The organism is Stenotrophomonas sp. STEN008 (assembly GCF_056760435.1).
In genome coordinates, this window is sequence record NZ_JBRRET010000008.1 from 31684 (window position 1) to 57944 (window position 26261).

Sequence of the window (26261 nt, forward strand, 5' to 3'; positions counted from 1 at the left end):
GGAGAACCCGACATCATACCGCCGGAGCCTCAAGGACCGGCGCGCAGGATCGCGTTGGTCGAAGATGTGGGCGCCGCGGAGAATTTTCGCTCCCTGTTCACCCCAGCCCCCCCCCGTTAAGGAAGCAGACACGATTTGCGAAGGAACAGAAAAACCAGTTGAATCAATACACTGCGCGGTTTTCGACACGCCTTGATACGTTCCGACAGGAAATCGACCACAGAAAGATGACTGCGTTGTGAACGTTTGACACGCTTGGTTAATGGCGTGTTAATCTCGAGTCACTGGCTTGTGAAGCCGGTACCAGAACCGGGCGGCGGCACGCTGCCGATACCGGGGTAGGGGCACACGGAGACGCCCGCAAGGTCATGTCCCCGGTGTACGACGCAATCATTCGATTCAAGGGGATTTCAGATGATCAATCGCAAGTCGCTCGGCAGGAACCCGCTGAGCTTCGCCCTCGCCTCTGCCGTGCTGCTCGCCGCAGCCGCCCCGGCGATTGCCCAGGATGCGTCGGGCTCGACGCAGACGACACAGGACACGCCGCAGGAAGCGCCGAAGTCCAAGGCGACCAATCTGGACACAGTGACCGTCACCGGTTCGCGCATCAGTCGCGACGTGTTCAACTCGGTTTCGCCGGTGCAGGTCGTGACCCGTGAGGAGACCACCCTGGCGGGCTTCAACTCGACGGCCGCCGCGCTGCAGAGCAACAGCGTCACTGCCGGCAGCGCACAGATCAACAACTCCTTCGGCGGATACGTCACCAATGGCGGCCCGGGTGCCAACACCCTGTCGCTGCGTGGCCTGGGCGCTACCCGCACCCTGATCCTGCTCAACGGCCGCCGCGTTGCACCGGCGGGCTCGCGCGGCTCGGTCGGCTCGGCCGACCTGAACGTGCTGCCCAGCGCGATGGTCGACCGCGTGGAAATCCTGAAGGACGGTGCTTCGTCCATCTATGGTTCCGACGCCGTGGCCGGCGTGGTCAACATCATCACCCGCAAGAACGTGGACGGTGTTGAAGCCGAGTTCCAGCACAACGCCACCGAGGGCGGCGGCGGCGACGAAACCCGGTACTCGATCGTGTTCGGCAGCACCGGTGAGCGCTCGCACTTCTCTGGTTCGTACGAGAACTACCGTCGCAATGAGATGACCATTGGCGATCGCAGCTGGGCCAGCTGCCCGACCGATAACCTGCGCGACATGGACGTGGGCAACTACTTCGGCAGCGGCGACTACATCGATCCGACCACCGGTAAGCCGAAGTGCTTCACCCTCGATTCCGGCGGCGTGACCATCAACACCCTGGGCACCGCCACCTTTGGCGGGTTCAACCGCTGGCGTCCGAATCCGGCCGTCACCACCGGCCGCCTGCCGGGCTATGAGTCCGTCGGCTACTACGACCGCGACACCTACGATCCGGGCCTGCTGAAGGAATCGCTGGTGTCCCCGGCCGAAACCCACACCCTGTTCTTCCAGGGTGGCGTGGATCTGGGCGTGATGGGCGACGCCGAGTTCTACTACGAGTTCCTCGGCAACAAGCGCGACTCCACCCAGACCGGCTACCGCCAGCTGTCGTATGACTACTCGGTCGGCAATCCGCTGCTCGGTAACCTGTCCAACCTGCCGGCCTTCGCCCTGCCGACGGAAACGTCCAATGGCAAGAACGTAGCGGCCCGCACCTTCATCGGCTTCGGCAACGACCGCAGCAAGCAGTCGGTGGACTTCTTCCGCGCCACCGCTGGCGTGCGCGGCAGGCTCGGTTCGGAGTGGAACTATGACTTCATGGTCAGCCACGCCGACTCGGATGCCGATTACACCTTCAACTCGTTCCTGACCGACCGCCTGGCACAGAGCCTGGATGTTGTGTCCGACGGCGCAGGCGGCTTCAACTGCGTGAACCCGGCCAATGGCTGCGTTGCCGCACCGATGCTCAACGCACAGACCCTGGCCGGCAATCTGCCGTACGAGTGGAAGAACTTCGTCTATACCCCGGTCACCGGCAACACCAGCTACCAGGAATCGACCGCGAACCTGAACGTCAATGGTCCGCTGTTCGATCTGCCGGGCGGTACCGCCGCAGGCGCCTTTGGTGTCGAGTACCGCAAGGCCAAGATCGACGATACCCCGAGCATCCACTCGATCAACCGCAACCTGTACAACCTGACCAGCTCCGACCCGACCCGCGGCAGCGACTCGGTGTGGGAAGCCTACGGCGAAATCGAACTGCCGCTGCTGTCCGGCGTCACCGCTGCCGAAGAGCTGACCTTCAACGCCTCGGCCCGCTACACCGACTACCAGTCCTACGGATCGGACACCACCTGGAAGCTGGGTGGCCTGTGGACGCCGGTCAAGTGGCTGTCGCTGCGTGCTTCCTACGGCACCTCGTATCGTGCTCCGGCGCTGTTCGAACAGTTCCTGGGTGCCACCAGCGGCTTCCTGAACGCCTCCAGCGATCCCTGCAACAACTACGGCTCGCGCAATCCGACCAGCCCACGCTACATCAATTGCGCTTCTGAGGGCCTGCCCACCAGCTTCACCGCGACCAACTCGGTACGCGTGGACTCCATCGGTGGCGGCCTGGTCGGTGCCAACCTGAAGGCTGAAACCTCCGACGCATTCACCGTTGGCCTGGTGTTCCAGCCGGAGTTCGGCAGCGGCTTCGGTGATCTGTCCTTCGCCGTCGATTATTACGACATCGAAGTGGAGAACGGCGTTGCCCAGATGGGTGCCACCTACATCCTGAGCACCTGCTACAACGGCACCACCGGCGACTTCGCCGCCAACAACGGTCTGTGCCGTCTGATCAGCCGTTCGCCCAACAACACGCTGACGGTCCAGAACGGCTATGCCAACCTGGCCACCGACAAGGTGCGCGGCCTCGACTTCACGACCCGCTACGTGCGCGACATCGGTCCGGGCGAATTCCGCGCCAATGTGCAGGTCTCGCGGTTCCTGGAGCAGTCCGGCAAGGTGTTCGAGGACGATCCGCTGGTTGACTCCAACGGCCTGATCAACAACCCGAAGTTCACCGGCCAGCTCGACCTGACCTATCGTGTCAAGGAATGGCGCGTGCGCTATGGCCTGAACTGGGTGGACAACATGTCCAGCTACGCGTACTACGAGGAAGATCCCGCAACCTCGGCGTACAAGCTGGCCGTGCCGAACTACATCACCCAGGACTTCTCGGTGCAGTACACCGCCGACAAGTGGCAGGCCACTGCCGGCGTGCGCAACTTCGCCGACAAGGAACCGCCGACCATCAGCCCGGGCGCCGGCATCTACAACACCGTCGGCAACGCCCCGCTGTACAGTGGCTACGACTACTTCGGCCGTACGTTCTTCGTGAACCTCAGCAAGAAGTTCTGAGCCATGCGTCAACAGCCGCCGCCCGCAAGGGCGGCGGCTGCTTTTGGGGTGGGTGCAATGCCCGCCTTCCCATTGCACGGACACAGTGAGACGTCGCATGAAGCACTACCTGCTGCTGGCCGCGCTGGCCGTCGCCGCGCCGCTGCACCTCAACGCCAAACCCGCGGTCCCCACGATCGAACAACTGGCCGCCTTCCCGGATATTTCAAGCCTTTCCGTGTCGCCTGACGGCACGCAGATCGCCGGTCTGCAGGCCCGCGGCGAAGAGCGCGTGATCCTGGTCTGGAAGACCGATGATCTCAGCGCAGCACCGACCACGATCGGTGCGGGCCGCATGAAGTTCCAGAGCGTGGGCTTCATCAAGAACGGGCTGCTGGCAGTCACGCTGTGGCAGCCCTTCGACCTGCGCACCGACCGGGTCAACAAGACCTTCATCAGCAAGTTCTTCATCACCGATACCGAAGGCAAGCAGTGGAAGGAACCGATCAGCGTTCCGCGCGCCACCAGCCGCAACGAAGAACTGGAACAGGCGCTGTCCAATGCCACGGTGCTGGACACGCTGCCCAACGACCCCGACCACATCCTGGTGGTCAACGGCTCGGGCAGCAATTCCGGTGACGTCTACAAGGTCAACCTGCGCAGCTTCACGTCCCAGCGCATCCAGAAGACGGAAGAACGTGTCGCTGGCTACCTCACCGATCTGAACAGCGAACTGCGCGCACGCCTGCGCCAGGACGTGGACGGTACCGGCGCCTACGTCGCCACCGAGTTCCGCAACCCTGCCACCAACGCGTGGGAAGAACATTTCCGCTCGCACGTGAAGGACCGCGATATCACCCAGGTCGTCGGTTTCGCCGATGATCCGAACATCGCCTTCATCCAGAGCAACGTCGGACGCGACAAGACCATCATCTATGAGTACGACATTACGGCCCGCAAACAGAGGGAAGTACTGTTCGAGCACAAATTCTTCAATGCAGGCACCGTTCATGTGAACCGTTACAAGGACGTCGAGGGCGTGCCGTTCGGCGCACTGCTCGGCGTGACCTACAGTGGTCCGCGCGAGAACGAGGTTGAATGGACCCATCCGGTGTTCAAGGGCCTCAACCAGGGCGTCCGACAGGCCCTGGGCATCCAGTCCAGCGACGTCACCCTTGTCGATCCCGCAACGGGCCAGCGCGCGGTCACCCAGGCCGACACCGGCCGCGCGGTGCGCGTGATCGACTACAGCAAGGACCTGAAGACCTTTGTGCTGGCCGTCTCCGGGCCGGCGAACCCGCCGGAATACCACCTGTTGCGCAACGGCAAGCTGACCCTGCTGGCCAAGTCCTATCCGAAGATCGATCCGGCTGCGCTGGGCGATACCAGGCTGGTCTATTACAAGGCCCGCGATGGTCTGGATATTCCGGCGTTCCTGACCACACCGAACACCGAACTATGCGGTGCCGGCCCGTGGAAGGCGGTGGTGCATCCCCATGGTGGGCCGTGGGCGCGCGATGGCATGGACTTCGACGGTTCGATGTGGGTACCGCTGATGGCCTCACGCTGCATGGCGGTCCTGCGCCCGCAGTTCCGCGGTTCGGCCGACTGGAGCCGCAAGCTGTGGATGGCCGGTGACGCCGAGTGGGGCCAGAAGATGCAGGATGACAAGGACGACGGCGCCAAGTGGATGATCGAGCAGAAGATCGCCCAGCCTGGCCACATCGCCATGTTCGGCTTCTCCTACGGTGGTTATTCCGCGTTCGCCGCCTCGGTCCGCCCCAATGGGTTGTACAAATGTGCCATCGCCGGTGCTGGCGTCTCGGACATCAAGAAGATCTGGGCACGCTTCTATACCAACCCGTTCTTCCGCCAGGCGCAGTCCAAGACCGTTGACGGCCTGAATCCACTGGACAAGGCCGGCGAGATGAAGATCCCGCTGATGGTCTACCACGGTGACCGCGACCGTACGGTGCCGATCGAGCAGTCGGAGTGGTTCGTTAACAAGGCCAAGAATTCAGGACAGCCGATCGAATTCCACGCCATCGCCGACTACGCGCATGGCCCCGCCTGGACCCGAGCGATCATGGGCGACCAGCTCAAGTTGATCGACGACTACCTGACCAAAGGCTGCGGCGGCGGTGGCCTGTAAGCCCCGTCGCTGCCAGGCAAGGGCGCCCACGGGCGCCCTTGCCCGTTCTGGCCCTTGCACCCGCCCATGACCTTCGACACCCTTGCGGGGTAGGCTGGCGGCGTATCGTTCGGCCCACGGCCGTCCCCGCGGCTCTTCCCTGACTCACTCGGCCTGGAGGCCAAACATAGTGATCACGCGTACTCCCAAGATCGTGCTGCTCAGCCTGGCCGTGTCGGCCGTGCTGGCCGGCTGTGGCAAGAACGAAACCCCGGCCAAGGAGGCCGCCGCGCCTGCCCCGGCCGCCGCCGAAGCCACCACCTACACCCTGGATGAGAGCAAGCTGCCGGCCTATAACGCCTTCCAGCCCAGCGATCTGGACACCAACCTGGACGCCTGCACCGCATTCGGCGACTACGTCAACAGCAAGTGGCTGGCCGCCAACGAGATTCCCGGCGACCGCACCAGCTGGGGCGCGTTCACCATCCTCGACGAGCGTTCGGTGGCAGTGCAGCACCAGCTGGCCGAGCAGGTCGCGCAGGTCAAGAACCCGAGCCACATCGAGAAGATCGTCGGCGACCTGTGGGCCACCGGCATGGATGAGGCCAAGATCAACGCCCAGGGCATCGAGCCGCTGAAGGCCGACCTGGCCGCCATCGACGGCCTGCAGGACAAGGCCGCCATCGCCGACTACCTGCGCACCAGCGCAGCCAAGGGCGAGAACGTGCTGTTCGGCTTCGGCGCCGAGGCCGACTTCAAGAACTCGACCATGAACTTGGCCTACGCCAGCCAGGGCGGCCTGGGCCTGCCTGACAGCACGTACTACACCGACGCCAAGAACGCCGACAAGCTCAAGGCCTACCAGGCGCACGTCGCCAAGGTGCTGGAACTGTCCGGCGTCCCGGCAGCCGACGCCGCCAAGCAGGCTGAGGACGTGGTCAAGTTCGAGACCCGCCTGGCCAAGGCGTCCAAGTCGCGCGTCGAACTGTCGCGCAATGTGGAGCTGTACTACAACCCGGTCACCCTGGCTGACGCCGACAAGCTGACCCCGAACTTCAGCTGGACCGAGTTCTTCAAGTCGCAGGGCGTTGCTGCGCCGGAGAAGTTCTCGCTGGCGATGCCGGCCTTCCATGAGGAAGTGAGCAAGGCGCTGGGCGACACCGACCCGTCGGTCTGGCGCGCCTACCTGCGCTTCCACACCGTCGATGGCGCCTCGCCGTACCTGGCCGATGCCTTCGTCCAGGAGAACTACGCGTTCTACGGCAAGACCCTCAACGGCCAGAAGGAACAGAAGCCGCGTTGGAAGCGCGTGCTGGGCACCATCGAGAACGATGCCGGCGAAGCGTTCGGCCAGCTGTACGTGAAGGTTGCCTTCTCGCCGGAAGCCAAGGCGAAGATGGAAGAACTGGTGAAGAACCTGGCTGCCTCGCTGAAGGAACGCATCCAGGGCCTGAGCTGGATGAGCGAGGAAACCAAGGCCAAGGCCATCGCGAAGTGGGAAACCTTCACTCCGAAGATCGGCTACCCGGACAAGTGGCGTGACTGGTCGGGTCTGCAGACCCAGCGCGACAGCTACCTGGCCAACGTGCGTGCGGCCAACGAGTTCAACTACAAGTTCAACCTGTCCAAGATCGGCAAGCCGGTGGACAAGACCGAGTGGGGCATGACCCCGCAGACGGTCAACGCCTACTACAACCCGCTGCAGAACGAGATCGTGTTCCCGGCCGCCATCCTGCAGCCGCCGTTCTTCGATCCGAAGGCAGACGATGCGCTGAACTACGGTGGCATCGGTGCGGTGATCGGCCATGAGATGACCCATGGCTACGACGATCAGGGCGCGCGCTTCGGGCCGACCGGCAACATGGAAGACTGGTGGACGCCGGCCGACAAGAAGAACTTCGAAGGCCTGACCGGCAAGCTGGTCAAGCAGTTCGACCAGTACAAGGTTGACGGCCAGGCCGTGAACGGCCACCTGACCCTGGGCGAGAACATCGCCGACCTGGGTGGCCTGGCCACGGCCTACGATGCGCTGCAGAAGGCCTCGGCCGGCAAGGAAGATCCTAAGGTCGACGGCTTCACCCGCGATCAGCGCTTCTTCTTCAACTGGGCCACCGTGTGGCGTACCAAGTACACCCCGGAAAACGCCAAGGTCCGCCTGGCCACCGATCCGCACGCCCCGGCGCAGTTCCGCGCGATGGGCGCGCCCTCGAACCTGCCGACCTTCGCGGCCGCGTTCCAGTGCAAGGCCGGTGCACCGATGGCGCGCAGCGGCGAGCAGCAGGTGGTGATCTGGTAAGCCACGGCTGACGCCAAGGCAGACCTGCAAGGGCCCGGGATCTCCCGGGCCCTTGTTTTTGCGCGACCCGCCACGGCCGCCAGGCATACCGTGATACGTGCATGCTGCGCCCATGCGCGGCTTGCTATAGTGCGCCCGCCCTCAATCCATCATGGATTCGTTCTACATGCCCAATTTCCGTCCGCTTGCCATCGCCCTGGGCATCAGCCTTGCGACCCTGGTCCCGAGCCGTGATGCGTTCGCCGCAAAGAAGAAGGCCGCCCGCGCCCCGGCCGTCAGTGCCCAGTGCAGCGACTTCTACAGCGCCACCAACGCTGGCTGGCTGAAGGCCAACCCGGTACCGCAGACCGGAGCCACCACCGCGCTGGGCCAGCTGGTCGAGCGCAGCAGGCAGCAACAGCGCGAACTGCTCGATGCGGCCATGACGTCGCCGCAGGGCAACGTGCAGAAGCTGCTGGGCGACTTCTGGGCCAGCGGCCTGGACGAGGCGGCGGTGGAAGCCGATGGCTCCAATCCGATCGCGCCGCTGCTGACCCGCATCAATGCGATCAAGAAATCCAAGGATGTGCCGGCGTCGATCGCTGCACTGCATCAGGTCGGCATCCCGGTCGCCTTCAACTTCGGTCCGGACGTCGACCTGAAGGCATTGGACCGTCATATCGGCTACTTCATGCAGGGCGGCATGGGCCTGCCGGATCCGGCGTTCTATACCCGCACCGATGCCGATACCGTGGCGCTGATGGGCCGCTACCGCACCTACGTCAAGCAGATCCTGGCACTGACCGGTACGCCGGCAGCCAAGCTCGATGCGGAGTCGCAGGCGGTGATCGCGCTGGAAACCGAGCTGGCGCGCAATGCACAGTCGCTGGCCGGCATCAACAACCCGTTCAACAACTACGCGCCGATCTCCACCAAGGAACTCAACAGCCGCTACCGCAACCTGCAGCTGGAGGCGTTCCTGAAAGTACAGGGTGTGAACGACGATCTGGTGTCGCTGGCCGACCCGGGCCTGTTCCAGCAGCTGGATGGCATGGTCACCAAGCTCAAGCCGGACCAGTGGAAGGCCTACCTGCGCTGGCGCGTGGGCGACTCGATGGCGCCGTACCTGTCCAAGGCCTACCGGGACGCCGAGTTTGAGTTCCGCGGTCGCGTACTGCGCGGGCAGACGCTGCCGCCGCAGCGCTGGGAAGCGGTGCTCGATGCCATCAATGTGGCGGCCGGTCCGATGGTCGGCCGCGAGTACGCTGCCCGCCATCTCTCGGCCGAAGACCGCCGGCAGGCGGCATGGATCGTCGACAAGGTCCGCGAGGTGCAGATCGAGGCCGTCAGGAACAGCACGTGGATGAGTGCCGAAGCCAAGGCTGAAGCACAGGCCAAGCTGGCGGCGCTGAAGATCGAGATCGGCACCCCGCTGCGCGACCTCGACTACACCGTGCAGCCGATGGGCCGCGGCTCGTTCGGTGGCAACATGCTGATCGCCTCGACCTGGCGCCATCGCGAGGAGATGAAGCGCATCGGCAAGGGCAATGCCGACCGTCGCTGGGACGTGCTGCCGCAACAGCCGTCGCTGGCCTATGACCTGGCGCAGAACCGCCTGATCGTCACCGCGGCCATCCTGCAGGGCCCGGTGTTCAACGCCAAGGCCGACAGCGCCGACAAGTTCGGCAGCTTCGGCGGCCTGGTCGGCCACGAGCTGACCCGTGCCATCGATGCCAAGGGCGCGCTGGTCGATGCCAAGGGCGAACTGCGCAGCTGGTGGACGCCGGCCGACAAGACCGCCTGGACCCTGCTCGGCAGCCGCGTGGCCGCCCAGTACGGCGCCTATGAGTTCCCGGGCGTGAAGGGCGCCAAGGTCAACGGCACGTTGACCCAGGAGGAGAACCTGGCCGACATCGCAGGCCTGGAACTGGCCTGGGCGGCCTACACCGCACAGGAGCCGAAGGCCAAGCCGGCCCAGCAGCAGGGCTTCTTCCGTGCCTGGGCCGCGTTGTGGGCGCAGCAGCTGTCGCCCAACGAAGCCGCACGCCGCCTGACCGCCGACATCCGCGCGCCGGGCATGTGGCGCACCAACGGCACGCTGGCCAACCTCCCGGCGTTCGGCGCCACCTTCAGCTGCAAGGCCGGCCAGCCGATGCAGCGCAGCGATGCCGAGCAGATCAAGGTCTGGCGCTGAGCCAGCCGGCCGTGACACGAAGGGCGCCCTCGGGCGCCCTTTTTTTTTGCGCATGCAGCACGATCCGCCATTAACACGCGGCATGCTATCGCTGCGCCTTCGTCCTGCAGCGGAGCCCGACCATGGCCCACAAGAACACGATCTGCATCTGGTACGACAGCGAAGCACTCGAGGCCGCCACGTTCTACGCCGGAATCCTGCCCGACAGCACGGTAACGGCCGTGCATCACGCACCGGGTGACTATCCGGACGGCAAGGAGGGCAACGTGCTGACGGTCGAGTTCACCGTCTGCGGCATTCCCTGCGTCGGGCTCAACGGCGGCACCGCGTTCAGGCACAGCGAAGCGTTCTCGTTCCAGATCCAGACCGAGGACCAGTCCGAGACCGACCGCCTGTGGAACGCGATCGTCGGCAACGGCGGACAGGAGAGCCAGTGCGGCTGGTGCAAGGACCGCTGGGGCATCTCATGGCAGATCAGTCCGCGCATGCTGATTGAAGCGGTGACCAGCCCGGACAAGGCCTTGGCCAAGCGCGCCTTCAACGCGATGATGCCGATGAAGAAGATCGACATCGCCACCATCGAAGCGGCGATCCGCACCGCATGACCGCGTGGGATGCGGTCATCGTCGGCGGCGGCCACAATGGCCTGGTCTGCGCGGCCTATCTTGCCCGTGCCGGCAGGAAAGTACTGGTGCTCGAACGCCGTGGCGTGCTCGGCGGCGCAGCGGTCACCGAGGAATTCCATCCGGGCTTCCGCAACTCGGTCGCCTCGTACACCGTCTCGCTGCTGCAGCCTAAGGTGATCGACGAGCTGCAGCTGCACGCGCATGGCCTGCGCGTCGTCGCCCGCCCGGCCAACAATTTCCTGCCGTTGCCTGACGGCCGCTATCTGCTGTCGGCACCCGGCCGTACCCAGGCCGAGGTGGCGAAGTTCTCCGAACGGGATGCGCAGCGCCTGCCAGCCTATGAGGCGAGGCTGGAGGTCTTCGCCGACGTGCTGCGCGCCTGGGCCCTGCGCGCGCCGCCGGACCTCGGCGTCGCAGGCGGCTGGCGCGCATTGCCGGCACTGTGGCGGATGGGCCGGCTCGGCCGGGAACTGGCGGCACTGTCCCCTGCCCTGCGCCAGGAGCTGCTTGATCTGTTCACCCTGTCGGCCGCCGACTATCTGGACCGCTGGTTTGAAAGCGAGCCGATCAAGGCCTTGTTCGGATTCGATGGCATCGTCGGCAACTACGCCAGTCCGTACACGCCCGGCAGTGCCTACGTCCTGCTGCACCACGTGTTCGGCCAATGCAACGGAGTGAAGGGCGCCTGGGGCCATGCGATCGGTGGCATGGGCGCGATCAGCCAGGCCATCGCTGCATCGGCGCGCGCGGCCGGCGCAGAACTGCGCGTGGATGCCGGCGTAAAGCGGCTGCTGGTCGAGCACGGACGCGCGGTGGGCGTTGAGCTGGCCGGCGGGGACGTACTGCGCGCGCGCGTGGTGGTGGCCAACGTCAATCCAAAACTGCTCTACGAGCAGTTGCTGGAACCGGAGCAGGTGCCCGCGGCGACGCGCGAACGCATGGCGCAGTGGCGCTGCGGTTCGGGCACCTTCCGGATGAACGTGGCGCTGTCGCGGCTGCCGGACTTCCACGCCCTGCCCGGCGCCGGTGAGCACCTCAGTGCCGGCATCATCATGGCGCCCAGCCTCGACTACATGGACCGCGCGTGGCTGGATGCACGGCGCGACGGCTGGTCGCGCGAGCCGATCGTGGAGATGCTGATTCCCAGCACGCTGGACGATTCGCTGGCGCCGCCGGGCCAGCACGTCGCCAGCCTGTTCTGCCAGCATGTGGCACCGGTCCTGCCCGGGGGTAGGCATTGGGACGCACATCGCGATACCGTCGCCGACCTGATGATCGCCACCGTCGATCGGTATGCGCCCGGCTTCGCCGACAGCGTGCTCGGTCGGCAAGTGCTGTCACCGCTGGATCTGGAGCGGACGTTCGGCCTGGTGGGCGGCGATATCTTCCACGGTGCGCTCAGTCCCAACCAGCTGTTCTCGGCGCGGCCGATGATCGGCCAGGCCGGCTACCGCGGTGCCCTGCCCGGGCTTTACCTGTGTGGTTCAGGCACGCATCCCGGCGGCGGCGTGACCGGCGCGCCGGGCCACAATGCCGCGCAGGTGATCCTGCAGGATCTGTAGGGGTGTGCCAACCACGGTTGGCACCTGCTGCATCAAATGACCCTGCGGATCATTTGACGCTGCGCAGATGATTCGGACGGTTCGGCGGGCCGGGGGGACGGCGCTTGTTGAACGGTGGCTGGCCGCGCCAGTAGCGGATCAGCAGCCAGCCGAACAACATGCCACCCAGGTGCGCGAAGTGCGCCACGCCCGGCTGCCAGCCGGTCATGCCCAGCACCAGTTCACCGACACCGAACAGGATCACGAACGTGCGCGCCTTCATCGGAATCGGTGGGAACAGCAGCATCACCCGCTGGTTCGGGAACAACATGCCGTACGCCAGCAGCAGGCCGAACACACCACCGGACGCGCCCAGCACCGTGGCCGGATTCTCCAGCAGCGTCCCCACCAGCAGCTGGCAGACGCCGGCGCCGGCCACGCACACCAGGTAGTAGAGCAGGAAGCGCTTCTCGCCCCAGGTCTGTTCCAGCGGCGCACCGAACATGAAAACGGCCAGCATGTTGAAGAACAGGTGGCCGAAGCTGCCGTGCAGGAAGCCGTAGGTCAGCAGCTGCCACGGCTGGAAGTTGCCACCCGGGGAGAACGCATCGAAGCCCTGCTGCAGCGGCTGCAGCATGAACGGCTCGAAGGTCTGGTTGCCGAGCAGGAACGGCTGCTGCAACAGGAACAGAATCGCGTTGGCGATCAGCAGGGCCTTGGTGACGGTTGGCAGTCGCGGGAACATGGGGACACCGGCATGGAACGGTCTCCATCATAGCCGCACCGTCGTGTCGTGTCGGCGACTGCCGCGTGCGGCCCGTTCAGACCCCGGTCGCGCTCAGCCCGGTCCCCACACGGCGGCATCCAGCGCCGCCGCCGGGTCGGACGCCGGCATCCGCACCCGGCCGTTCTCCACCACCACGCCTTCCGCGCGCAGCCGCTGCGACTGTTCCCGCCAGCCCGCCGACCCCTCCGCCATGGCGATGCGCCCGTCAGAACGCAGCACGCGGTGCCAGGGCAGTGTCGGGTCATCGTTCTGGCCGAGAATGCGTGCCGTCAAGCGTGCCCGCCCCGGCAGGCCCGCGCGCATCGCCACCTGTCCATAGCCCATCACCTGTCCCGGCGGGATCGCGTGGATCACCGCCAGGATGCGCGCGCGCGCGTGGTCCGGCGTCAGCGGCGCAGACGCGTCACCAGCAGCACGCCGAGCAGGACCAGCACGGTGCCGGCGATCTGCGCCGGCCCCATCGGTTCGTCGAGCAGCCATAGGCTCATCACGATGGTGGAAACAGGGCCCAGCATACCGACCTGCGCTGCCAGCGAGGAACCCACGCGCTGCACCGCCAGCATGATCGCCAGCACCGGCAGCACGGTGCAGACCGTGGCGTTGACCAGCGACAGCCACTGCACCGGTGCAGGTGCCTGCCACAGCAGTGGCAGCGGATGGGTGATGGCGAAATGCAGCAGCACCAGACCGCTGGCCACGCAGCTGGCATAGGCGGTCAGGCGCACCGCGCCGATCCGTGCCACCACCTGGCCGCTGCCGAACAGGTACAGCGCATAGCTGAGCGCGCTGCCCAGCACCAGCAGGCTGCCGACGATGATCTGCCCGCCCTCCCGCTGCAGATCGTGGCCGAACGCCAGCAGCACCCCCAGGTAGCTCAGCACCAGCGCGGCGACCTGCCAGCGCCCTGGCCGCTGTCGCGCCAGCAGCACGTTGATCAGCAGCACCAGCGTCGGGTTGAGGTAGAGGATCAATCGTTCCAGCGTGACGCTGATGTACTGCAGACCCTGGAAATCCAGCAGGCTGGACAGGTAGTAGCCGGTGAACCCCAGCCACAGCACGCGCGCCCGGTCTGCCCACGACAGCGGCTCGACACGGCGCGAAGCCCACACCGCCATCAGTGCGAACAGGGGCAGTGCCATCAGCATGCGCAGCGCCAGCAGCGTGGTCGCATCGACACCGTGGCGCAGGCCGAGCTTGACGATCACCGCCTTGCCGGATGCGGCAACGGCGCCGATCGCCGCCAGGCCGATTCCCCCCAGGGCGATGCGTGGGGATGCGGTGGCGATGCGCGGGGAGGAGCTTGACATGGGAACAGCGGCGGGCCGCGCAGGGCGGCCCGGGGGTGCGTGTGGACGCCCATTGTCGCATGGCCCGACGCGGCAACCGCAGCGTCAGCGCATCAGCACCACTTCCTCTGCGGAGGTCGGGTGGATCGCCACCGTGTCATCGAACTGGGCCTTGGTCGCTCCCATCTTCACCGCCACCGCGAAGCCCTGCAGGATCTCGTCCGCGGCCTCGCCCAGCAGGTGCACCCCCACCACGCGCTCTTCCGGCCCGGCGCAGACCATCTTGAACAGGCTGCGCTGGGTACCGTTGGCCAGTGCCTGCAGCATCGGCCGGAAACGGCTGTGATAGACCGTCACCTGCTCGAAGCAGGCACGCGCCTCCTCCTCACCCATGCCCACCGCCCCCAGCGGCGGATGCGAAAACACCACGCTGGCCACATTCTCATAGTCCATCTTCGACTGTGGGCGGCCACCGAACAGACGGTCCATCAGCCGACGCGATGCAGCCACCGCCACCGGGGTCAGGCCCACCTTGCCCGCGATATCCCCCACGGCATGGATGCTGGGTACCGCCGTGGTCTGCCATTCGTCCACCTGCACCTGCTCGTGCTCGCCGATGTCGATGCCCAGCGCTTCCAGGCCCAGGCCCCGGCTGTTGCCACGGCGGCCGGTGGCGAAGAACACCGCGTCGAACACGCTGTCCATGGGGCCATCATGGCCGAAGGCGCGGACGCGCTCACCGTCGCGCTGCAGTTCGCGCAGGCGGTAATCAAAGTAGATGCGCACGCCCTGCTGGCGGAGGTTTTCCGCCAGCTGATCGGTCAGCTCGTAGTCGAAGCGTTCCAGCAGGCGCTTGCCGCGTACCAGCAGGCTCACCCGGCTGCCCAGCGCCTGCAGCAGCCCGGCCAGCTCCACCGCGATGTAGCCGCCGCCGATGATCGCGACCTCGGCCGGGGCCGCACGCAGCTCGAAGAAGTCGTCGGATACCAGGCCCAGCTCCGCGCCGGGGATTTCCGGACGCTGCGGGTGCGCTCCGGTGGCGATCAGGATGTGGTCGGCGGTGTAGCGCACGCCGTCGCTGCAGGCCACCGTGTGCGCGTCGAGCAGGTGGCCGCGCGCCGGAATGCGGACCACGCCGGTTTCATCCAGACGCTTGTGGTAGCTGGTATGGATGTTGCTGATATAGGCCTGGCGATGGATCACCAGTTCCTTCCACGACAGTGCCGGTCGTGGCGGCACATCGAAGCCCATCGCGCTTGCCAGGCCGATACGCTCGTGCAGATCGGCGGCCAGCCACATCGCCTTCTTCGGTACGCAGCCAACATTGACGCAGGTCCCGCCCAGTTCGCCGGGTTCCAGCAGCGCCACGCGCTTGCCGTACTGCGCGGCGCGGATGGCGCCGGCCAGGCCGGCAGAGCCGCCGCCAAGGACGATCAGGTCGTAATCATGGGAAGCCGTGTTCATCGGAATCGCTCGGGTCGGTAAGGGGCAGGATCGATCGCTGGCGTGCGGCCACAGACGAGATCGGCGATCAGCTGGCCGGTGCCGGCGCTCATGCTGATGCCGAGCATGCCATGCCCTGCCGCAAGCCAGACGTGAGGATGCGCAGGCGCGCGGCCGATCAACGGTACATCGTCCACGCTCATCGGACGCCAGCCGCACCACTGCTCCTGCAGCTGCGCGCCACGAGGCATGCGCAGGTGGCGATCAGCGGCCAGCTGCAACGCCTGCAGGCGCTGCGCACGCAGCTGCGGGTCGGCACCGGCGAATTCCATCGTGCCACCCAGTCGCAGCGCGTCGCGCCAGGCGATCACGAAGACGGAGTGATCTTTCAGCACGACCGGACGGGCCGGCACCAACGGCGGGCGCGACCAGGTCAGCGAGTACCCCTTGCCGGGCTGGATCGGCACCCGCAGGTCGAGCAGCCGTGCCCATCGCGGCGACCACGGGCCGGTGGCCAGCACCAGTTCGCGCGCGCGCAGCGTGCGTCCGCCGGCCTGTACCCGGACCCCGTGTACGTCGCCGCTGAAGCCCTGCATCTCGACCTGCTCGTCGATCTCGACGCCCTGCGCACGCAGTACCCGCGCCAGCTCCGCAGTGAAACGGTCCGGGCGCAGCTGCGCGTCGCCGGGGAAATGGATCGCACCGGCAAGCCGATCATGGAACGCCGGATTGTCGCGTGCGTAGTGGCCGCCATCGATGCAGCGGGTTGCAATGCCGTGCGCATCCAGCGCCTCGCACTGGGCGATATGCTGATCGAAGCTGCGTGCATCACCGAACACGTAATCCAGGCCGCGCGTCTCGAATTCACAGTCCAGCCCATGGGTTCCCACCCATTCGGCCAGGCGCACGCGGGAATCATTCAACAGCGCAGCGCGCGCGCGCGTGGCCTGCAGCCAATGCCGCGCATTGCAGCGCGCGCTGAACTGCAGCAGCCAGCGCCACAGCGCGGGATCGAGGCGGCTGCGCACATACAGTGGCGCGCGTGGGTCGAGCATCCAGCGCAACGCACGCAGCGGCACACCCGGCGCGGCCAGGGGCGGTGCATGACTGGGCGTGACGGTGCCGCAGTTGCCGTACGACGTCGCTGCGCCCACGCGGCCACGATCGATCACCCGTACCTGCCGTCCCTGTCCGCACAACGCCAGCGCAGTCGCCAGGCCGATGGCACCGGCACCGATCACGATCACGTCATCGCGCGCCCCCTGCATCGGTCAGCCCCTTCCAGCCTCGCGGCGCATCGGCGGCCACTGGCGATAGGTCATCGCCCGCCACAGCCACTCCATCGGTCCGAAGCGGAAGCGGCGCAGCCAGGCATGGGAAAGCGCGACCTGCGCGGCGAACAGCAGCACAGCGAAGAGCAGCTGCACGCTGCGCGGCATCACGTCGAAATAGCCCAGGCCATGGTGGTAGAACACCCAGGTGCACAACAGCGACTGCCCCAGGTAGTGGGTCAGCGCCATCCGGCCGACCGGCGCCAGCCAGCCCAGCCGCGCGCGCCACTGCACGATCCAGGCGAGGTAGCCCAGGCACATCGGCAGCGCGCCGATCATCACCAGCGCCATCGCCGAGGTCACTCCAAGGTCGTAGGCACCGGGTGCCAGGTAAGGTTTCCAGGCCACACCCAGCACGGTGACCAGCAGGCCCAGCGGCAAGGCGACCCAGCGCAGCGCCGCGAACAGGCGCGGATGGCGTTCCGGCGCGGCCAGGGCACCACTGCCGGCCAGTCCACTGCCGATCAGGAACATGCCCAGCACCGCCGGGCCGGTGATCAGCAGCGCCCCCATCGACGAACCAAACTCATGCAGGCGCTGGATGCAGGCCTGGATCCAGTTGCCGTGTCCGTAGACCATGCGCTCCCGGGCGATGCTCTGCTGCGCGTCGACCAGCATCTGCTGCGCGTCCTGCGGCGTTGCCAGTGAAACCATGGCGCCGAGCAGCAGCATCATCGCCGCGCCACCGAGGTAGACGATGACGCCCATCCACGGCAGCCAGCTGCGCGGTGCCTCGCGGCACGCCAGCAGGGGCAGCGACGCCAGCGCGTAGAGCACCAGGATGTCGCCGGACCAGACCAGCAGCGCGTGGCACAGGCCGATCAGCATGAGCCCGGCGCTGCGGCGCAGATAGAACGGAGTGAACTCGCGGCCGGCAGTCTCGGCGCGCTGTACCATCACTGCGAATCCGGCGCCGAACAGCAGCGAGAACAGGGTGAAGAACTTGCCCTGCACGAACACATAGACGAAGGCGTCGGCCCAGTAATCGATCCCCTGCCAACGCACGTCGATACCAGTGAATGCCAGGTCCAGCGGTCCGCTGAAGGCCTCCATGTTCATCAGCAGGACGCCCAGCAACGCGGCCCCGCGCAGTATGTCCAGCACGGCGATGCGGTCGCCGGAGGCGACCGGCTGCAGGGAAGACGAAGCGCTGTTCACAGGACATCCGGCGGGCAGGTCCTTCATTATGCAGCCCGCCTGCGCGCCGTGGACGAGCGCGCGGTGTTCCAGACATGCAACGGCCCGCCGAAGCGGGCCGTTGCTGCCGTCACGATCGCAGGGCGATCAGTGCGCGTGACCGCCGTCGCCGTGAACGTGGCCGTGCTCGATCTCTTCCTTGCCGGCTTCGCGCACGTCGACGATTTCCACGTCGAAGTGCAGGTCCTTGCCGGCCATCGGATGGTTGAGATCGACGTCGACCACGCTCATGCCGACCTTCTGCACGGTCACCGCACGCGGGCCGAAGTTGGTCTGCAGCACGACCTGCTGGCCCGGCGCCAGCTTGGTATTGCCGAAGTGCTTCTTCGGCACGCGCTGGGACAGGCCTTCGCGGCGCTCGCCATAGGCGTCGGCCGCCGTGACGTCGACACTGAAGGTGGCGCCGGCTTCCTTGTCCATCATGGCGTTTTCCAGGCCCGGGATGATGTTGCCGTGACCGATCAGGATCGCCAGCGGCTCGCCGCGGTCCTTGGACGATTCGATCGGCTCCTGGCCGACTTCGGAAACGGTGTAGTGGAAGCGGACAACGCGGTCTTTTTCGATCTTCATGCGCGACTCTGTCTGGTTCTGCCGGAGGCAGACGGGTTGGGGCGGGTTGTCGCCCGGCGGGGACGCCGCCATCATGACGGCCAATCCAAGGTGGCGCATTATCCGGAGAACATGCACATCACGCCAGTTTCGTCCGGCCCGCGCCGGCTGTCCGTGCCCGCCCTGCTGCTGGTCCTGCCCCTGCTGCTGACCGCCTGCGGCGGCGGCAAGGCCACCCGGACGGCGGCGCCCCCGCCGTCGGCGCACTGGCCGGCGACCACCCCGGACAATCCCGAGGCCGCCAATTCAGTACTGATGCGTGCCATCAGCCTGGTCGGCACGCCCTACCGTTACGGCGGCAACACCCCCGAATCGGGCTTCGACTGCAGCGGCCTGGTCGCCTATGTCTACCGCGAGATGCTGGATCTGAAGCTGCCGCGCACCTCGCGCGACCTGGCCGCCGTACAGGGCCCGAGGATCGATCCGAAGCGTCTGGCCACGGGTGACCTGGTGTTCTTCGGCAGCCGCGGCAACGTCACCCATGTCGGCATCTATGTCGGCGAGGGGCGCTTCGTGCACGCCCCCAGCACCGGCGGCACGGTGCGCCTGGACTCGCTCAGCGGGCCCTACTGGAAGGACCACTACACAGGGGCCAAACGCGTCCTTCGCTAAAATGAACAGGCGGCATGTTCAAAATTGAGAATTACGTCACAGTGAAAATAACGATTTTATAACGGAATTTTTAACTTATCAGTGCTTTTACAGGGCATGATGCCCCATCGTTTTTTTTCTGTGACCGACGCGTGACGACTGACGACCTGACGTGCAAAGGCCAGACCGCCGCTTCCCCGCGTAGTGTCCGCCCTGTTCTTCTGGGCTTGGCACTGTGCCTGACCAGCCTCCCCGCCTGGTCGCAGACCGTTCCCTCACGCGCCGACGCTGCTCCGGTCCCGGCGACCGACAATGGCGTACGTGTGACGGGCAAGACCGACACCGCGGCCCCCCAGCGCAGCCGCACCGATGCAGCCGCCAGTGCCACGCTGGCCGCCCTGCTGCCGCACCTGGCCGCAAACGACACCATTCCGCTGATGGACCGCTCGGCCATGGTCGCCGGCGATCTGAGCCGCCTGCTCGCCAACTACGACACCAGCAGCGCTGCCAATGGCAGCGTTGTCGGCAGCGCCGCCGACAATGGCAAGGTGCAGTCGCTGCTGCGGCGGGCGATGACCCTGCTCGGCACCCCCTATCGCTGGGGTGGCAGCAATCCGGACAGCGGCTTCGACTGCAGCGGCCTGGTCGGCTACGTCTTCCGTTCGGCGCTGGGCATCGAACTGCCGCGCGTCTCCCGCGAGATGGCACACGACAACAACGCCGAGCTGATCAACGACCGTGCCGCCCTGGCCGCGGGTGACCTGGTGTTCTTCGGTCGCAAGGGCCGGGTCGACCACGTCGGCATCTATGTGGGTGACGGCCGCTTCCTGCATGCCCCGAGCGCAGGCAAGGATGTGCGGGTGGACACCCTGCTCAGCGGCTACTGGGGCAACAAGTTCATGCAGGCGCGCCGCGTCGAGCTCTGACGCCGCCTTTCCAGGCACCGCCTGATAGCTGAAAGCCGCTGCCCTGCAGCGGCTTTTTCGTTGCCCGCGGAATGCCTGGGATGCGTCTTCCCTTCCCTGGCCCGGCGGGCACGCCCCCAACGAAAAGGCCCGCCAGTCCGGCGGGCCTTCATCTCTCGCATGACAGGCCGCTGCGCGGCGTCTCAGCTGCGTGGCGGCGTAGGGTCCGGGTCATCCACGCCCACGTTGCTGGAGGGATTGTCGTACACCGACTGGTCGAGCAGGCCGGTCTCCTTGGCCACCAGCACCGGCACCAGCATCTGACCGGTCACGTTGGTCATGGTGCGCATCATGTCCAGGATACGGTCGATGGCATACAGGTAACCGATGGTCTCCAGCGGCAGATTGGCGGCACTGAGCACCACGGTGGCCATGATCACGGCCGTACCCGGCACACCGGCAGTACCGAAGCTGCCCAGCACCGAGGCGATCAGCACCACCACGTACTGCTCCGGCGTCAAAGGCACGCCGCTGTACTGGGAGATGAAGACCGCGCACAACGCGGGGTAGATCGCGCCGCAGCCGTCCATCTTGATGCTCGCACCCAGTGGCACCGCGAATGCACCGTAGTCCTTGTTGACGCCCAGGTTGTGGGTGATCGAACGCAGCGCCACCGGCATCGCGGCGAAGCTGGAGGAGCTGACGAAGGCGACCTGCATGCCTGGCGCCGCGCCGCGGAAGAACTTCAGCGGGTTCAGGCCGTGCGCCAGCAGCAGCGCGCTGTAGACGACCACGATGTGCAACGCACAGGCCACGTACAGGGCCAGCACGAAATGCCCCAGCGGCAGCAGCTTTTCGAAACCGTAACTGCCCACCAGGCCGGCAATCAGGCCGAAGGTACCGATCGGGGTGACTTCCAGCACGAAGCGGGTCACCTGGATCATGATGTCGCTCATCTGGCCGACCAGCTTCCGCGCCTCGGTCACCTTCTCGCCCAGCTTGACGATGGCAAAGCCCACCAGGCCGGCGAAGAAGATCACCGGCAGGATCGAGCCCCTGCCAGCGGCCAGCACGGTCTCGCCGGCAGCATTGACGCGGGTGCCGATGCCGGACAGTGCATAGAAGACGTTGGCCGGCACCACATCCAGCAGCACCTGTACCACGCTGGGAACCTCGCGCGGTACATAGTTGCTGGCCATGGACAGCTGCAGGCCACCAGCACCGGGCTGCAGCACGGTGCCCACGCCCAGGCCCACGCACACCGCCAACGCCGCGGTAATCACGAACCACAGGAAGGTGCGGCCACTGAGCGCTGCAACCGACTTCTGGCCATGCAGTGACGAGATCGCGTTGATGACCGCGAAGAACACCAGCGGCACCGCGATCATCTTGATCAGGGTGACATACAGCTCACCGAGCGGACCGAACCACGTTTCCGCAGCGGGGCCGAGCGCCCAGCCGGCCAGCGCACCAAGCACGAAGCCGCCGACCACGCGCTGCCAGAATGGAATCCGCAGCCAGGCAGAGACCAGCGTCATAGGCAATCCAGAGGGGGAAGGAAGGGATGCTGGCACGATAGCCCAAGGCGGCCCGCAGAACGACCGTCCGCCCGGCAAATCAGTGTGTCATCGGCGTGCCTTGCGAGGGCGGGCATAATGAACGTCCCGTTACAGTTTGTGAGATCCCAGCGTCCATGCGCCGTTCCGTCTCCCTGTTGGCCACGTGTGCCACCACCCTGCTGCTCGGCGCCTGCGCCAGCACCACCCCCGCTTCCGCGCCGGCAGGCCTGAAGGTCGCCGTCGAGCCGGTTGCACACCCGGCCGGCGAGACGCCGCAATGGTGGTACCGCAGCGGCGCCGCCCAGGCCGCCGCCAATGGCGCGATGGCCGGCAAGGCCCGGAATGTCATCCTGTTCCTCGGCGACGGCATGAGCCTGACCACCGTGGCCGCTGCGCGCATCTACGAAGGCCAGAAGAAGGGCGGATCGGGTGAAGAGAACCTGCTGTCCTGGGAACGCTTCCCCGCCACCGCGTTCAGCAAGACCTACAACACCGACTCGCAGACCCCTGATTCGGCAGGCACCATGACCGCCATCACCACCGGCGTGAAGACCCACATGGGCGCGATCGGTGTCAGCGCAGGCGCCCGCACCGATTGTGCCGACAGCCTGTCCAAGGGCCTGCTCACCTGGCTGCAGCTGGCCGACAGCGCCGGCCTGGCGACCGGCATCGTGTCCACCGCGCGCCTGACCCACGCCACCCCGGCGGCCACCTACGCGCACTCGCCGGAGCGCAACTGGGAGAATGACACCGATCTGACCGAAGCGGCCAAGGCCGCCGGCTGCAAGGACATCGCCCAGCAGCTGCTGTCCACGTCGCGCTATGGCCGCGGCCCGCTGGTCGCGCTCGGCGGTGGTCGCGGTGAATTCACCACCGTGGAAGAGCGCGATCCGGAATACGACGACAAGGTCGGCCAGCGCCTGGATGGCCGCAGCCTGGTACAGGAATGGCAGCAGGCGCATCCGCAGGGTGCCTACGTGTGGAACAGCAGGCAGCTGGCCGCCGCCGCGAATGCGCCGGCCATCCTCGGCCTGTTCGAGCCGGACCACATGCGCTACGAGTACGAGCGCCCACAGGATCCGGCCGGTGAGCCGAGCCTGGCCGAGCTGACTGCCGCTGCGATCACCAATCTGTCGCGCCATCAGGAAGGTTACGTGCTGATGATCGAAGGCGCTCGCATCGACCATGCCAACCACAGCGGCAATGCCTATCGCGCACTGACCGAAACCGTGGCGATGTCCGATGCGGTGCGGGTGGCGTCGGAAATGACGTCGGCCGACGACACGCTGATCATCGTCACCGCCGACCACTCGCACACCCTGAACTTCGTCGGCTACCCCGCACGCGGCAACCCGATCCTGGGCAAGGTGAAGGACAAGGGCGGTGAGGACGGCGCCGGCAAGCTGGACTACGCGCTGGACGGCAACGGCCAGCCTTACACCACCTTGAGCTACGCCAATGGACCGGGCCACACCGGCAGCACCAACCAGCAGCCGGCGGGCAGCAAGCGCTACCCGCACAACCCGAGCAGCTTCGAGCCGGCCAAGGGGCGTCCGGACCTGCATGATGTCGACACCGAGCATCCGGACTACATGCAGGAAGCGCTGGTGCCGATGAAGTCCGAATCGCATGGCGGCGAGGACGTCGGCATCTGGGCGCGCGGTCCCGGCAGCAAGGCGATCCGCGGCACGCTGGAGCAGAACACGATCTATCACATGATCGTGCAGGCAACGCCGGCGCTGCGCGATCGCCTGTGCCAGGCGGGCACCTGCGATGACAAGGGCGTACCGGTGCAGCTGCCGGCGCCCAAGGCCTTCGAACGCAGCGTCGACGGAAAGTAACGGCACGGCGGACGCAGTGTGCAGCCGGGCCATGCCCGGCTGCATCCCGCCCGTGAGTCGAAGGCGCGGCGCGACCCCGCCGATCACCCTACACTTCACCCGTGACTGCCTTCCCCGCCCTGGTTTCCCTCGATGCACCGCTGCTGGTCGGCTACAGCGGCGGCCTGGATTCGACCGTCCTGCTGCACTGGCTACGGCGCTGCACGCAGGCGGCCGGCGTGGGACTGCGCGCTGTACACGTACATCACGGGCTGCAGCCCGACGCCGATGCCTGGGTCCAGCATTGCCAGCAGCAGTGCGCGGCCCTGGGAATCGAACTGGTCGTACACCGCGTGCAGGTCGAGACCGGCACCGGTCTGGGCCTGGAGGGTGCAGCCCGGCAGGCGCGTCGCGCTGCTTTCGTCGCCTCTCTGCGCGACGGAGAGACGCTGGCCCTGGCCCAGCATCAGGACGATCAGGCTGAAACTTTCCTGCTGCGCGCGTTGCGCGGTTCCGGTGTTGATGGCCTGGCGGCAATGAGCAGGGACAGCATGCTCGCCGGCCACCGGCTGTGGCGGCCGCTGCTGCAGGTCCCGCGCGACGCTCTGCATGACTATGCGCGGGCCCACGATCTGCACTGGATCGAAGACCCCAGCAACGACGACGCGTACGCCGACCGCAACTTCCTGCGCCTGCAGGTGCTGCCGCTGCTGCGCCAGCGCTGGCCGCACGCCGCAGCGGCCCTGGCCGGCAGTGCCGATCATTGCGCACGCACCCGCGGCCTTCTGCAGGAGGAGGACACTGAACTGCTCGCACACCTGGAGGCAGCCCCGCGCGTGCTGTCCTTGCAGCTGCTGCGGCAGGTCTCGCCGGAACGCGCCGCACGCGTCCTGCGTACCTGGGTGGCCAGCCATGGCGCGGCCCCGCTGCCGGGGCGGGTGCTGCAGCAGATGCTCGACGAAATGCTGCCCTCCGCTTGCGACCGGCAGGCACGGGTGCGCTGGCAGGATCACGTCATCCAGCAATGGCGCGAGCATGCCTATCTGCTGCCGGCCGAGCTGCCTGCCCTGCCTCTGGACTGGCAGGAGGAGTGGGACGGCCGGGTGCCCCTGGCCTTGCCTGATGGCGGCCAGCTGCGCCTGCTGGGCGCCGCGATGTTCCAGCAACCCATGCAGGTGCGTGCACGGCGTGGCGGCGAGCGCATCGTGCTGCCGGGACGCAGCCACGCACATGCCTTGAAGGACTGCCTGCAGCGTGAACATCTGGCCCCCTGGCGGCGCGCGCAGCTGCCGCTGCTGTTTGCTGACGGCAACCTGCTGGCCGCCGCCGATGTGGTGATCGCCGCACCGCTGCAGGCCTGGCTGCACGCTCACGACGCCCAGCTGCGGTGGCAGCCGGGTGGCTGGTGAATTGACCCCTGCGCGCGTGCCGTCCACACTTGCCGCATGGCCAAGAAGTCCCCCGAAAACGCCTCCCCTGTTGCCCAGTTCGAGCAGTCGCTCGAATCGCTGGAGCAGCTGGTGGAGCAGATGGAAACCGGCGAGCTGAGCCTGGAAGCGTCGCTCAGTGCTTACGAACGTGGCGTGGGCCTGTACCGCCAGTGCCAGCAGGCGCTGGAGCAGGCCGAACTGCGCGTCCGGCTGCTCAGCGATCCGGCACAGCCCGATACGGCAGAACCCTTCGATCCGCCCAGCCATGACGGCTGAGGCGGCGTTCGCGCGCTGGCGCGACCGGATCGAAAGCCTGCTCGATGCCGCCCTGCCCTCGCCGGCCGATGCACCGCAGCGGCTGCACCAGGCCATGCGCCATTCCGTCCTCGGCGGTGGCAAGCGCATGCGTCCGCTGCTGGTCTATGCCACTGGCCAGTTGTTCGGCGCTCAACCGGAAAGGCTCGACGCGGCCGCGATGGCGGTGGAACTGATCCATGCCTATTCGCTGGTGCACGACGACCTGCCGGCGATGGACGACGATGCACTGCGCCGTGGCAAACCCACCACCCACATCGCCTTCGACGAAGCCACCGCGATCCTGGCCGGCGACGCCCTGCAGACCCGCGCCTTCAGCCTGCTGGCCGAGGCACCACTGCCGGCAACACTGCGCGTGGACTGCCTGCAGGCGCTGGCACACGCCTCCGGTGCCGCCGGCATGTGCGGCGGCCAGGCGCTGGATATCGATGCCACCGGACAGCAGCAGTCGCTGGCCGCGCTGACCCGGATGCATGCGCTCAAGACCGGCGCGCTGATCCGTGCCGCGGTACGTATGGGCGCATTGTGCGGCGATGCGCCGGAGCCGCAGCGGGTGCTGCTGGACGCATTCGCCGATGCACTCGGCCTGGCGTTCCAGGTCCGCGATGACATCCTCGATGTCGAAGCCAGCTCCGAGCAGCTGGGCAAGACGGCAGGCAAGGACCAGGCGCAGGACAAGAGTACCTTCCCCGCCCTGCTCGGCATGGAGGGAGCGAAGGCGCAGCTGCGCGAGCTGGCGGCCCGCATGCAGGCTGCTCTGGCGGGCTACCACGAAGAGGCCGATGCGCTGCGCGCGCTGGCCAGGCTTGCGGTGGAGCGCGATCACTGACGTGGTGCGCAACGAAAACGCCCGGCAATGCCGGGCGTTTTCATGTC

The 26261-nt window shown here is 66.6% G+C and carries 20 protein-coding genes; 12 read left to right on the forward strand and 8 right to left on the reverse strand.

Going from position 1 to position 26261, the window contains the following annotated elements; genetic code table 11:
- Positions 1-414 precede the first annotated feature (414 nt).
- From ACVOME_RS06190 to ACVOME_RS06215, 6 genes are all read left to right on the forward strand, one after another.
- Entirely contained in the window at positions 415-3366 is a 2952-nt protein-coding gene (locus ACVOME_RS06190; RefSeq protein ID WP_053516828.1) for a TonB-dependent receptor plug domain-containing protein, read from the forward strand.
- A gap of 97 nt (positions 3367-3463) precedes the next feature.
- Entirely contained in the window at positions 3464-5497 is a 2034-nt protein-coding gene (locus ACVOME_RS06195) for an alpha/beta hydrolase family protein (protein ID WP_053516826.1), read from the forward strand.
- A 172-nt stretch (positions 5498-5669) separates the two neighbouring features.
- Positions 5670-7772 carry a M13 family metallopeptidase gene (locus tag ACVOME_RS06200; RefSeq protein WP_180876129.1) on the forward strand — a complete coding sequence of 701 codons (2103 nt, stop codon included), beginning with the start codon at positions 5670-5672 and terminating at the stop codon, positions 7770-7772.
- 166 nt (positions 7773-7938) lie between these two features.
- Positions 7939-9945, forward strand: coding sequence for a M13 family metallopeptidase (locus ACVOME_RS06205; RefSeq protein WP_481504839.1), 2007 nt, complete (start codon positions 7939-7941; stop codon positions 9943-9945).
- A gap of 122 nt (positions 9946-10067) precedes the next feature.
- Positions 10068-10550, forward strand: coding sequence for a VOC family protein (locus ACVOME_RS06210; RefSeq protein WP_197600341.1), 483 nt, complete (start codon positions 10068-10070; stop codon positions 10548-10550).
- Positions 10547-12133, forward strand: a complete 1587-nt coding sequence (locus tag ACVOME_RS06215) for a phytoene desaturase family protein (RefSeq protein WP_065181840.1) — start codon at positions 10547-10549, stop codon at positions 12131-12133. Before ACVOME_RS06210 ends, ACVOME_RS06215 begins: the two co-directional genes overlap by 4 nt.
- A 49-nt stretch (positions 12134-12182) precedes the next feature.
- Here ACVOME_RS06215 and ACVOME_RS06220 read toward each other — a convergent pair whose 3' ends face one another.
- From ACVOME_RS06220 to ACVOME_RS06250, 7 genes are all read right to left on the reverse strand, one after another.
- Entirely contained in the window at positions 12183-12857 is a 675-nt protein-coding gene (locus tag ACVOME_RS06220) for a rhomboid family intramembrane serine protease (RefSeq protein ID WP_053516819.1), read from the reverse strand.
- Between the two features lie 93 nt (positions 12858-12950).
- The gene (locus ACVOME_RS06225) at positions 12951-13379 is read right to left on the reverse strand and encodes an MGMT family protein (protein ID WP_231107755.1); all 429 of its coding nucleotides are present in this window, start codon (positions 13377-13379) and stop codon (positions 12951-12953) included.
- Positions 13286-14206, reverse strand: a complete 921-nt coding sequence (locus ACVOME_RS06230) for a DMT family transporter (RefSeq protein ID WP_065181839.1) — start codon at positions 14204-14206, stop codon at positions 13286-13288. Before ACVOME_RS06230 ends, ACVOME_RS06225 begins: the two co-directional genes overlap by 94 nt.
- 84 nt (positions 14207-14290) lie before the next feature.
- Positions 14291-15649 (reverse strand): glutathione-disulfide reductase, encoded by a 1359-nt coding sequence (gene gorA, locus ACVOME_RS06235; RefSeq protein WP_481504840.1) that lies wholly within the window; start codon positions 15647-15649, stop codon positions 14291-14293.
- Positions 15646-16896 carry an NAD(P)/FAD-dependent oxidoreductase gene (locus ACVOME_RS06240; RefSeq protein WP_368865400.1) on the reverse strand — a complete coding sequence of 417 codons (1251 nt, stop codon included), beginning with the start codon at positions 16894-16896 and terminating at the stop codon, positions 15646-15648. Before ACVOME_RS06240 ends, gorA begins: the two co-directional genes overlap by 4 nt.
- A gap of 3 nt (positions 16897-16899) precedes the next feature.
- Positions 16900-18144 carry a DUF418 domain-containing protein gene (locus ACVOME_RS06245; protein ID WP_481504841.1) on the reverse strand — a complete coding sequence of 415 codons (1245 nt, stop codon included), beginning with the start codon at positions 18142-18144 and terminating at the stop codon, positions 16900-16902.
- 99 nt (positions 18145-18243) lie between these two features.
- Positions 18244-18726, reverse strand: a complete 483-nt coding sequence (locus ACVOME_RS06250; protein WP_053516805.1) for an FKBP-type peptidyl-prolyl cis-trans isomerase — start codon at positions 18724-18726, stop codon at positions 18244-18246.
- A 111-nt stretch (positions 18727-18837) separates the two neighbouring features.
- Between ACVOME_RS06250 and ACVOME_RS06255 the strand changes: the two genes are divergently transcribed.
- Both ACVOME_RS06255 and ACVOME_RS06260 read left to right on the forward strand, forming a co-directional pair.
- Positions 18838-19377, forward strand: a complete 540-nt coding sequence (locus tag ACVOME_RS06255; RefSeq protein ID WP_053516860.1) for a C40 family peptidase — start codon at positions 18838-18840, stop codon at positions 19375-19377.
- Positions 19378-19508: 131 nt separating this feature from the next.
- On the forward strand, positions 19509-20282 hold the full coding sequence (locus ACVOME_RS06260) for a C40 family peptidase (protein ID WP_429001022.1): 774 nt from the start codon (positions 19509-19511) through the stop codon (positions 20280-20282).
- Between the two features lie 182 nt (positions 20283-20464).
- Here the strand turns inward: ACVOME_RS06260 and ACVOME_RS06265 are convergent, their stop codons facing one another.
- On the reverse strand, positions 20465-21799 hold the full coding sequence (locus tag ACVOME_RS06265; protein ID WP_481504842.1) for a dicarboxylate/amino acid:cation symporter: 1335 nt from the start codon (positions 21797-21799) through the stop codon (positions 20465-20467).
- A gap of 155 nt (positions 21800-21954) precedes the next feature.
- Between ACVOME_RS06265 and ACVOME_RS06270 the strand changes: the two genes are divergently transcribed.
- The 4 genes from ACVOME_RS06270 to ACVOME_RS06285 all read left to right on the forward strand — a co-directional run bounded on the left by ACVOME_RS06270 (position 21955) and on the right by ACVOME_RS06285 (position 26214).
- Positions 21955-23661, forward strand: a complete 1707-nt coding sequence (locus ACVOME_RS06270; protein WP_053516800.1) for an alkaline phosphatase — start codon at positions 21955-21957, stop codon at positions 23659-23661.
- A gap of 101 nt (positions 23662-23762) precedes the next feature.
- On the forward strand, positions 23763-25049 hold the full coding sequence (gene tilS / locus ACVOME_RS06275) for a tRNA lysidine(34) synthetase TilS (protein ID WP_481504843.1): 1287 nt from the start codon (positions 23763-23765) through the stop codon (positions 25047-25049).
- 36 nt (positions 25050-25085) lie between these two features.
- Positions 25086-25346 carry an exodeoxyribonuclease VII small subunit gene (locus ACVOME_RS06280; protein ID WP_065174877.1) on the forward strand — a complete coding sequence of 87 codons (261 nt, stop codon included), beginning with the start codon at positions 25086-25088 and terminating at the stop codon, positions 25344-25346.
- Positions 25336-26214 carry a polyprenyl synthetase family protein gene (locus ACVOME_RS06285; RefSeq protein ID WP_461289150.1) on the forward strand — a complete coding sequence of 293 codons (879 nt, stop codon included), beginning with the start codon at positions 25336-25338 and terminating at the stop codon, positions 26212-26214. Before ACVOME_RS06280 ends, ACVOME_RS06285 begins: the two co-directional genes overlap by 11 nt.
- Positions 26215-26261 lie beyond the last annotated feature (47 nt).